This window comes from Paenibacillus sp. MY03, from assembly GCF_002165585.1.
GTDB classification, from domain to species: Bacteria; Bacillota; Bacilli; order Paenibacillales; family Paenibacillaceae; genus Pristimantibacillus; species Pristimantibacillus agaridevorans.
Genome location: NZ_MXQD01000076.1, coordinates 19,785 through 28,852 on the forward strand (window position 1 = coordinate 19,785; position 9,068 = coordinate 28,852).

5 protein-coding genes are annotated in these 9,068 nt (G+C 50.5%); 3 read left to right on the plus strand and 2 right to left on the minus strand.

The window, feature by feature from the left end:
• Positions 1 to 381 precede the first annotated feature (381 nt).
• Positions 382 to 3,150, minus strand: coding sequence for a hypothetical protein (locus tag B1748_RS34505; RefSeq protein ID WP_087572513.1), 2,769 nt, complete (start codon positions 3,148 to 3,150; stop codon positions 382 to 384).
• 346 nt (positions 3,151 to 3,496) lie between these two features.
• Here B1748_RS34505 and B1748_RS34510 point away from each other — a divergent pair, with 346 nt between their 5' ends.
• Both B1748_RS34510 and B1748_RS34515 read left to right on the plus strand, forming a co-directional pair.
• Positions 3,497 to 5,362 (plus strand): polysaccharide deacetylase family protein, encoded by a 1,866-nt coding sequence (locus B1748_RS34510; protein ID WP_087572514.1) that lies wholly within the window; start codon positions 3,497 to 3,499, stop codon positions 5,360 to 5,362.
• A gap of 20 nt (positions 5,363 to 5,382) precedes the next feature.
• Positions 5,383 to 6,624 (plus strand): DegT/DnrJ/EryC1/StrS family aminotransferase, encoded by a 1,242-nt coding sequence (locus tag B1748_RS34515; protein ID WP_087572515.1) that lies wholly within the window; start codon positions 5,383 to 5,385, stop codon positions 6,622 to 6,624.
• A gap of 119 nt (positions 6,625 to 6,743) precedes the next feature.
• Here the strand turns inward: B1748_RS34515 and B1748_RS34520 are convergent, their stop codons facing one another.
• Positions 6,744 to 7,841, minus strand: coding sequence for a glycoside hydrolase family 88/105 protein (locus B1748_RS34520; RefSeq protein ID WP_087572516.1), 1,098 nt, complete (start codon positions 7,839 to 7,841; stop codon positions 6,744 to 6,746).
• 132 nt (positions 7,842 to 7,973) lie between these two features.
• Between B1748_RS34520 and B1748_RS34525 the strand changes: the two genes are divergently transcribed.
• On the plus strand, positions 7,974 to 8,831 hold the full coding sequence (locus tag B1748_RS34525; RefSeq protein WP_087572517.1) for a helix-turn-helix domain-containing protein: 858 nt from the start codon (positions 7,974 to 7,976) through the stop codon (positions 8,829 to 8,831).
• Positions 8,832 to 9,068 lie beyond the last annotated feature (237 nt).

Genomic DNA, 9,068 nt, shown 5'->3' on the forward strand with positions numbered 1-9,068 from the left:
GAATTTGAGTATTTTCGTACAAATCGCTATGCATGGGGCAAATTTGCACCGGAAATTGGGGAGAAATGCACAAATGTACAGAGCAGCCGATGTTTGGGCCATGCCAAGTGCAACCCCGGCGACAAGTCGCCCCGATGGCGGAGCGACTTGTCGAGTGAGCGCTGAGGCCGATGAGCGGTTTTGACCATCTAAACGAATCCCTCTGAACGGTATCCCATCTACTCAGACATGATTGCCTAATAACTTTTCCTGTATAGAGGGGATATTGATCCAAGCATGCGAAGCGCGTCAGTCGTTTCTTCTTAAAAAGTCCGCAAGTCGTGCTGCTGCCAGAATCAAGGCCGGCAAATGGTCGGGCTTCGAGGGCTTCGACTTTTTACGTTACTGGTACAGCGCCTTAACATAATCAAAGACGCGAAGTCCTCGTTTAGGCCCTCCGTATCCCGCCGCCAAGTTCTGGTCGGTATACGCAATCGTCCAGCCGTTCGTGTTCTCGAAACTTAAGTTCTGCATGCCCAAACCTTGTACCTGCAGATTGTCTAGGCGGACCGTGAGTCCAAGGCCGCTTACGGCTTGGGTGAAATACAGCCGGAAAGACACTTGCGCGGTGCTTTTGCCCGCAGTATACGCAGAAGTGTCAACGGTGTACTTCGACCAGGGGCTGGCGCTCAACCGGGAGGCGTCCTGGCTCCATACGACTTTGCCGTCGATCATCATTTGAAGCAGCGCCATGCCGGGCCCTTGCGATACGATTTCCGTTGTGAAAGGGCCAAGCTTTGTTGCGGGCATTTCCTTATAGCTCCAACCGCTTGAAGTGCGAATGGTTTCGTTATTTAACGTAAAGCCGGTGGCTACGACATCCGTATACTCGACTTTAACCGGAAAGTTGCCGACGGCTGCTTTATCGTAGACTCTGAATTCTACTTCTCCGTTTAGTTTGTCCGCCAGAGCGCTCGTTAGATCCACGCTTACGGATTGATAAGCGGTCGTACCACCCGCGACGTCTCTCTCCCATACGACGGAACCGTTGACGACAACTTGGGCGAAATGATGGCCCGACGTAGCGCCGGTGAAGTCGTCCTTGATCTTGAACGCGAGCGTTTTGTTGCCTTGGCCCGGCGTAACGGCCATACCGTAATAGAAGGAGCCGTAGCTGCCGGCCGTGCTGGCGACAGCCGGCGGGAAAGCGATTTCAAGCGTAGAGCCCTTTTTGATGTTCCACAGGTCCGCCATGCTCGATACGCCTGTGAACGTACTGTCGCTTAGCGTAAAGCCTTGCGTGGAAATAATCGCCCAATCCGCGTTGATCGGGAAGTTGTTTACGCCGACCTTGTCAAATACGCGAAACACGAAGGTCGCGGACGTTTTGCCTGTCAAATGAGAGGCAAGATTGAGATTGATGTTCGACCAATCCGCGCTGCCGTTGGCTACGTCTTGCTCCCACACGACGGTGTTGTCGATGACGAGCTGCATGAAATGATAGCCCGTCGTATTAAACACAAAATCGTCTTTAATCTTCATATTCAACGTATAGGGCCCGGCAGGCTGAACGCTCGCGGTTTTGATTTTGTAGCCTGTAGCTCCGTTTACGGAAGGTTTCCCGGACGGCCAGGAAATGCGGAAGGCGTCGGCAGTCGTCGAAGCGTTTTGGAATTTTGTCCATCCTGTATCTCCGTCGAAATAAGGATTCGTCACTTTGAATCCGGTAGGTACGATGTCATCCCATGTCGTCGTTACAGGGAAATAAGTGACAGCGTTTGCAATTTTTAAACGCAGAGACAGCTTTGCCGTTGTTTTGCCCGTTAAATATGGACTCAGGTTGACGTTGACTGTCTGCCAGTTCGTCGTTTGTCCCGCTACGTCCTGTTGCCAGACGACGACATCGTCGATTAGCAATTGCTTATACATATATCCCGATACGCCGGCTGTATAGTCGTCTTTGATTTTAAACGACACGGAAGAGCTTGATCCGGCCGTAACCGCTACCATTTGTGACAGCTCCGCGTAAATGCCGGCAGCACCCGGAGTCGCCGCCGGATAGGAGATGCGCGCGACGTTGCCGTCGCTGCCGAAAGCATATCCGCTCGGAGCGTAGGAATAGGCGTCGAAGGAGATGCTGGTGTTGTTGGGCTGAGTGACCGTCGCCGTCTGGCTTGTTTTGACGTTTGCTCCAGCCGCCGTATTGTGTACAGCCCATGGGATGCCGAGCGCATCGTTCGTCAACTCGTAATACCAGTCCTGATGCGTTGCGTATTTATAGGGGTCGTTAGGCAGAAGCCAGGTTTCGTCGGTCGTGGCCTTAGGCGTGCAATAGATGAGAATGCCGTTTAATTTGCCTTCCGCCTCCTTGGCCTGGGCAATTTCGATTTCCTGTTTGATATATTCGGCGCTTTTAAACGTGGTGAAGTTGGAGAAAGTAGCATAAGGCATGAAGTAAATGGGTATGCCGTAAGGGCTGAAGTTATTGTACAGGGTGTCGATGTAGCTGCTTAAATTTTGGGGTGTTCTTTCGCCATGAGGGAAAATAATGCCGTCGATGCTGTCTTTATAAGCGGCGGCGAAACTGCTGGTCGCTTGCTCGTAATAGGCGATGACGAATAAGGCCAACTGAGGTCTGATGGCATGGGCTGCGGCTTGCAGCACTTCCAACGAAGCCGGTGTGAAGACGTCAAGATTCGCTGTAAAATCGTCAATGACCCACGCTTCCAGATTAGGGTAACTATTAGCCAGAGTAGCGATTTGCTGCGCCCACAACGTGTAGTTTCCTCCGAACGGCTGCGATTCTCCTTCCGACGGCGGCGTCAGATAGACCCATATCTTAATGCCCGCAGTTTGAGCCGCCGGCATAAACTCCAGCCGCAGATCGTCCCAGTAATGGCCCTGCGTCCAAATTAGGAACGCATAGGTCGTAACGTTTAGCTCCTGCAGTCTGGCGATCGTGGCCGGCGTATTGATATGGATTTTGCCGTCGGAGCGCGGAGTGCTCTCCAAAATGAGATTTGCGTAATCCCCTTTGACTCCTGTGATGGTAGGCACCATCGGTCCGGATGCGGCCGAAGCCGAACTTGTTGGTTGCAAGCAAAAAAGAATGGTAAAAGCTGCAAACAAGATAACATAGCCGGAAATCTTTTTGAAAAGTAAACTGTTCAAACCCATCTCTCCTTCATGTTCGATTGGCGAATCAGCTTAAGTCCGTTGAAAGGTTGCTTTGTCACCTTTCCGAACGGGATTGATCATCATCCACCTCCGTTTTTCAATGCCGTAAAAAGTCTATATTTTAGTAAAATTTACTACAATAATAAGCTATCATGTTTATAATTTTATTTCAAGTCAAGTTATTAGAATTGCACAAATTTTTTTAAAGTTAGCTAATCTAACCAAAAAATTGTCTTGACATCTTGTATTGCCTTGGTATTTACTGGTTGTAAATTCAGAGATGGAAGAGAGCAGCGAGTTCATCAAGACCAGCGATGGATGTTAAAGGGGGGGGAGCGGAATGCTCGCATATGTGTCGGACAATGAGGTGAGAGCGGGGTTAAATCATCAAAAGCAAAATTGCTGGGAGATTTATCTTGCCGAAATTTGCGGAATGTTAGGCGCGAAAGCAACTGTGCTGTCGTTGGAGGATCTGGAGAAACCGAATGGATTGGCGGGAATACGAACCTTGATCATCGGCAGTCAGTCGGGGGCGAAAATAGGGGCTAAGGCCGCCTCGCTGCTGGAGTTATGGGTCCGAGGCGGCGGGGTGCTGATCGGCTTTGATGTTCGAGGATTGGATCCCGTATTCGGGATCAAGCCGTCGGGCCATATTTCGCAGGAGCCGGATGATTTTGCGATATCCGGGTATTTCGAATTGCGCGCGCACTCTCTGACGCAGGATATTCACCCCATCCTTTTTAGCGAACAGCGGTTGCTTATTATTTCGGATATTCGTCTGATTCAGTTGGATACAGCTGTTGAGCTAGGCCGATTGTATGACCCCGCCGGCGGCGAAATGTCCGAGCCGGCTGTAACCTGGCACGAATACGGAAACGGGTATGCCGGGTACTTTGCATTCGATTTGGCCAAGACAGTGTGGTTGCTTCACCAAGGCAGACCGATTGGGCAGGGCAGCGGAAACGCAGCTTCCAAGACTTCGCTGATGTCCGTTGTGGGCAACAATTCGCGCAAGGTGCCCTATGCGGATATCCTTGCTTATTTACTGCAAAATATGATTTCTATCCATCCGCAGCCGTTCATTTATCAGATTCCGCCGAACCTTGATCAGATTCCGGATGCTCTGCTGTATTGGACGGGAGACGAATATTATGGTCCGGCCTCATTATCGCTGCAAGCATCTGATTTTATGAAAGAGAAAGGGCTGCCTTATCATATTAATATAGCCAGCTATCATCCATCGACAGGCAAGGGGCACCCGATGTCGCTCGCAGAGTTGCAACATATCAAGACTAATGGGCATGAGGTGTCGCTCTGGTTTTATATGAGGGATAAAGATGATGAATTTGCCATCACGGAAGAGCGAATTCGAACACAATTGGATTTGTTCGAGCAGCGGTTCGGCTATCGTCCGATAAGCACGTTGATGCATGCGACGAACTGGCAGGGATGGGCCGAGCCTGCCCGATGGCTGGCCGAGCATGGAAGCAAATCTGACAACTCTTTCTTTGGAGCGGGACTGCACGGGGATCATCCAGGCTTTAACAGCCCCCGTTTTGCATTCGGGTATGGAACCTCCTTTCCGTTTTATTTTTATGAGGATTATAAGCGCGGAAACGAGAAAATCGATCTCATCGAACAGCCGATTGTTTGTTATGAGCTGGGCCACCGGGGCAGCATTGGCCAGAACCCTCAGGACAAATTAACGGCTGCATTGGAAGACGTTCATCTGCCGATCGATATGGCTGTCAAATACCATATGACGATGAATTTCTTCTATCATCCTGTATATATCGTGCAATTTCCACGTTGTCGTGAAGCAATTGAAGAAATCGTCCGGTATATCGATTATAAGCAGGCCCCCGTCCTCCATATGGGGAACGATCAGCTGTGTCGGTGGTGGAACGCACGAACAGCATCAGGTGTACAGATGAATGTGGCAGAAGAAGAGGATACATCGCTTAGTGAAGCCCGGATGTCCGCAGGCGAAATTCGTCTAAAGTCGGATTGCCATTACGAGTCCGGAATGATCGTCAAGATCGCTTTGCAGGAGACGGGGGTTTCCGAGGTATGGTGCGGCGACCGGGAAACCGTCTTTCGCATCAAATGGGAGTTTGGCCGCAGTTGGCTGTATTTGATTGTTCCTTATGGTCAGCATCAGATTGTCGTCAAAACAGTAAAGCCGGAAACTCATAAGAATTATTGACCAGGGAAGGGGGAATTCAAATGGACAATCAGTTGGCTATATTCGGAGGAACCAAAGCCAAGTCGACCTCATTCGGTACGGGGAAACGATTCGGGTTGGAGGAAGCGCAAGAGTTGCTGGAAGCCTTGGAGCAAAACACGCTTTTCTACCACAGCGGTCGGAAGGTTAAAGCGTTTCTATCGGACTTTAATGCTTTGTATGGAGTAAAGTACAGCGTTGCCGCATCCTCCGGCACGGCTGCAATTCATGTTGCCTTGGGGGCGGCTGGAATTTCTGTTGGCGATGAGGTCATTACGAGCCCGATTACGGATCAGGGCACATTAATCGGTATTCTATACCAAAATGCAATCCCAATCTTCGCAGACCTGGATCCTCATACCTATGGGTTGAATCCCGCCTCGATCGAGTCGAGAATTACCGAGCGCACCAAGGCTATTATCGTCGTTCATCTCGCGGGGAATGCATCCGACATGGATGCAATCATGGACATAGCTCGAAAATATCGATTGAAGGTAATCGAAGACTGCGCGCAGAGCTATCTTACGAAATACAAGGACCGATATGTGGGGACTATTGGCGATTATGGCTGCTTCAGCACCAATGACTTCAAACATATTTCGACAGGTGACGGTGGTATCGTTATTGTAAACTCCGATGATGAAGGGCAGTATCAAATGACACATGCATTTGCCGATAAAAACTTTCAACGCTTTGGCGATAAAGTGGTGAAGGATTTGTATCATCTTGCGCCAAATTACCGAATGACAGAGCTCCAGGGCGCCGTAGGGATCGCACAATTAAAAAAGTTGCCGTGGATTTGCGGGAAAAGAAGAGATTATGGGGATCGGGTGACTGAGGGTATCCGGGATTTGCCCGGGATTTCTGTCCATCGGGTTCTGGAAAATTCGGAATGTACGTATTGGTTTTATATGCTGCGTTTGAAGCTGGAGGAGTTATCCTGTTCCCGCGATCAATTCTGCCAAGCGCTAGCGGAGGAAGGGATTCCCAACAGTGCAGGCTATATACCGACCATAACCTATATGCAGCCGTTATTCCAGCAGAGGAATGCCTACTTGAACAGCAATTTTCCCTTTGATATAACAGGAGTTACCTATAGTAAAGGGTTATGTCCGATCGCGGAGGAAATATTGGATACGGCGATTCGGCTGCCGATCAACGAATTTTACACCGATCAGGATATAGACGAGATGATCCACGGGATTCGTAAGGTTGCACAATATTACGAAAGGAAGCCAGAGTGATCTCGGTTTTCCCCTGTATTCAGGTCAAATGCAGATACAAGCTGTGTAAGCGGAATTGGAAAATGCTCTAAATAACGCTAAAGGGACAAGAGTATCCTTGTCCCTCTCTTAGCGTTATTTTATTGCGCCGCCAAATTCATCTCGGCGCACATCAGGATAAAGGCTCCCGCGCCGTGCAGATCGTTTTCGCTGGTCGGGCGCGCGATGTAGTGGGCATAGTCGCCGATTCCCGTGCCGATGCAAATGTTGCCGATGACGACGTTGCCGTTCTCGTCGAATTTCAGCGTATCAATGACGCCCCGATAACCTTTCCAAGCCTGCTCCATATACTTGGCATCCAGATAACCGAACCGGACAGCCTTGGCAATGGCATGTACGAACAACGACGTGCAGGAGTTCTCCAGCCAGTTATCCGAGCGATCTCCTTTGTCGATGACTTGATACCAGAGGCCGGTAGCTGGATCCTGAAAGTTCGTCAGAGCGATCAGCAGATCCTGAAGGATCGTAACGAGCTTGGCTTTGTCCGGGTGGTCGGCCGGGAAATGCTCGAACATCTCCAGCAAGGCGACGGGATACCAGCCGATGGCGCGGCCCCAAAATTCCGGAGCAAGGCCCGTGTCGGGATCGGCCCAGTCGGCTTCTTTGGTTTCGTCCCAGCCATGGTACAGAAGGCCGGTAACAGGATCCTTCGTATGTTTTTCCATAAGCAGCGCCTGGAAGGCCATCATGTCGAAATAGTCGCTGTCGCCGAACGTATTGGCGAATTGCGCGGCGATCGGCCCCGCCATGTATAATCCGTCCAGCCACATTTGGTTGGGATAATGGCCTTTGTGCCAGAAGCCGCCGGAGGGGTTCGTCGGCCACGACTTGAGCAGCGGCACCAAAGCATGCAGCGCCTTCTTGTAACGTTCGTCGCCCGTCTGCTCGTAGAGGGTAAAGAGAAGAACGCCGGGCTGGATATCGTCCAATTCGTCGGATTTAAATTTCTTAATGCTGCCGTCCTCGAGAATTTGGCTGTCGACCCAGCCTTTCATATAGTCGTAGAGCTTTTGCTCGCCGGTCTGCCTCCAGCACTTCTCCATGCCGGACAGAAAGACGCCTTGATGATAGTGGAACCGGTCGGGCGGAAGATGCTCCGGTTCGAATTTGGCCATGATCGCCTCGCAGGCTTTGCGCGCCCAGCCGATCGGCGTCGTAATAGATGATTCGGTTGTCATGTGTATCCTTCCTCCTTGTGGTTTGTACTCTCATTCTAGCATCAGGAAATGTACATGTTTTGCGAATAGTTGCGCTTTCTTCTTATTTCTTGCGCTATAATGGGTAATAGATGCCGAAGGAGGGATAGCAGCATGCACGATCTATATTTTGAAAACGGAGAGGGAACCTTTCTGGTCTCCCATCGGAAAGCGCTTCGCCACCATATGCCGGCGAGCCACTTTCACAGCACCTACGAGATCTATTATCTGATGGCGGGCAAGCGGGAGTTTTTTATACAAGACCGGACGATAACGATCCATGAAGGCGATGTCGTCATTATTGCTCCTAATATTTTGCATCGCACGACCAATGCGGAGCAGCCGATGCACGAAAGATTTATCATCAATATGCATGAGTGCCTATTCTCGTCCGACGGCGCCCATAAGGAGGCGCTTCGTCCTCTGCTGGAGAAGGATTACTTGGTCTTAAGCGGTTCCCTGCGCAATAGGCTCTCCTTGGATATGCTTGCCAGAACGATTATTCAAGAGATGAAGGAGCGGGGCGGCGGATTCGAATTGTTGGCCCGATCGCTTGCCGTGCAGCTGCTGATTGCCTGCTGCCGTCACTATCAGCAGCATGAGGAGGAGCTTCCGTTATCGCCAAGTCCGATGCATGATCGCATATCGGAGATCGTCCGCCATATTAACGATCATTACCAGGAGGAGCTGTCGTTGGCGCTTATGGCGGACAAGTTTTATATCAGCCCCTATTATTTGAGCCGCTCCTTCAAGGAGGCGACGGGCTTCGCGTTCGTTGAATACGTCAATAGCGTGCGGATCAAGGAAGCGAAGAAGCTGCTTGAGCTTTCCTCGCTTAAGGTCCATGCCATTGCGAGGAAGGTGGGCTTTGGCAGCGTGACGCATTTCGGCCGGGTATTTAAGGAAGTCACAGGCCATGCGCCGTTATATTATAGAGGTAGTTCAAAAAGTCCAATTTTGATTACGAAGTAACTCGAGAAGGATATCGACATCGAATCTTGTCTGGAACCCACGAAAGTGAAGTGAAGCTTGAAGCCTACTCCGATTACTTTCGCGGGGCCCGAGGTTGCCGGGACTAGGTCAATGCTTTCGAGGAATGTTTCCTCCGGAAACATTGCAGATGCTCACGTAGCTTCCACTACGCTCCGCTCCTCAGTCCCTAATCTTCATACAACCTTCTCGGTACTGAAAATCGAATTTTTTGAACAC

What these genes read in the sequence shown, in the direction of transcription:
- B1748_RS34510 (WP_087572514.1), top strand. Translation starts at nt 3,497, where the DNA reads ATGCTCGCATATGTGTCGGACAATGAGGTGAGAGCGGGGTTAAATCAT.
- B1748_RS34515 (WP_087572515.1), top strand. Translation starts at nt 5,383, where the DNA reads ATGGACAATCAGTTGGCTATATTCGGAGGAACCAAAGCCAAGTCGACC.
- B1748_RS34520 (WP_087572516.1), bottom strand. Translation starts at nt 7,841, where the DNA reads ATGACAACCGAATCATCTATTACGACGCCGATCGGCTGGGCGCGCAAA.
- B1748_RS34525 (WP_087572517.1), top strand. Translation starts at nt 7,974, where the DNA reads ATGCACGATCTATATTTTGAAAACGGAGAGGGAACCTTTCTGGTCTCC.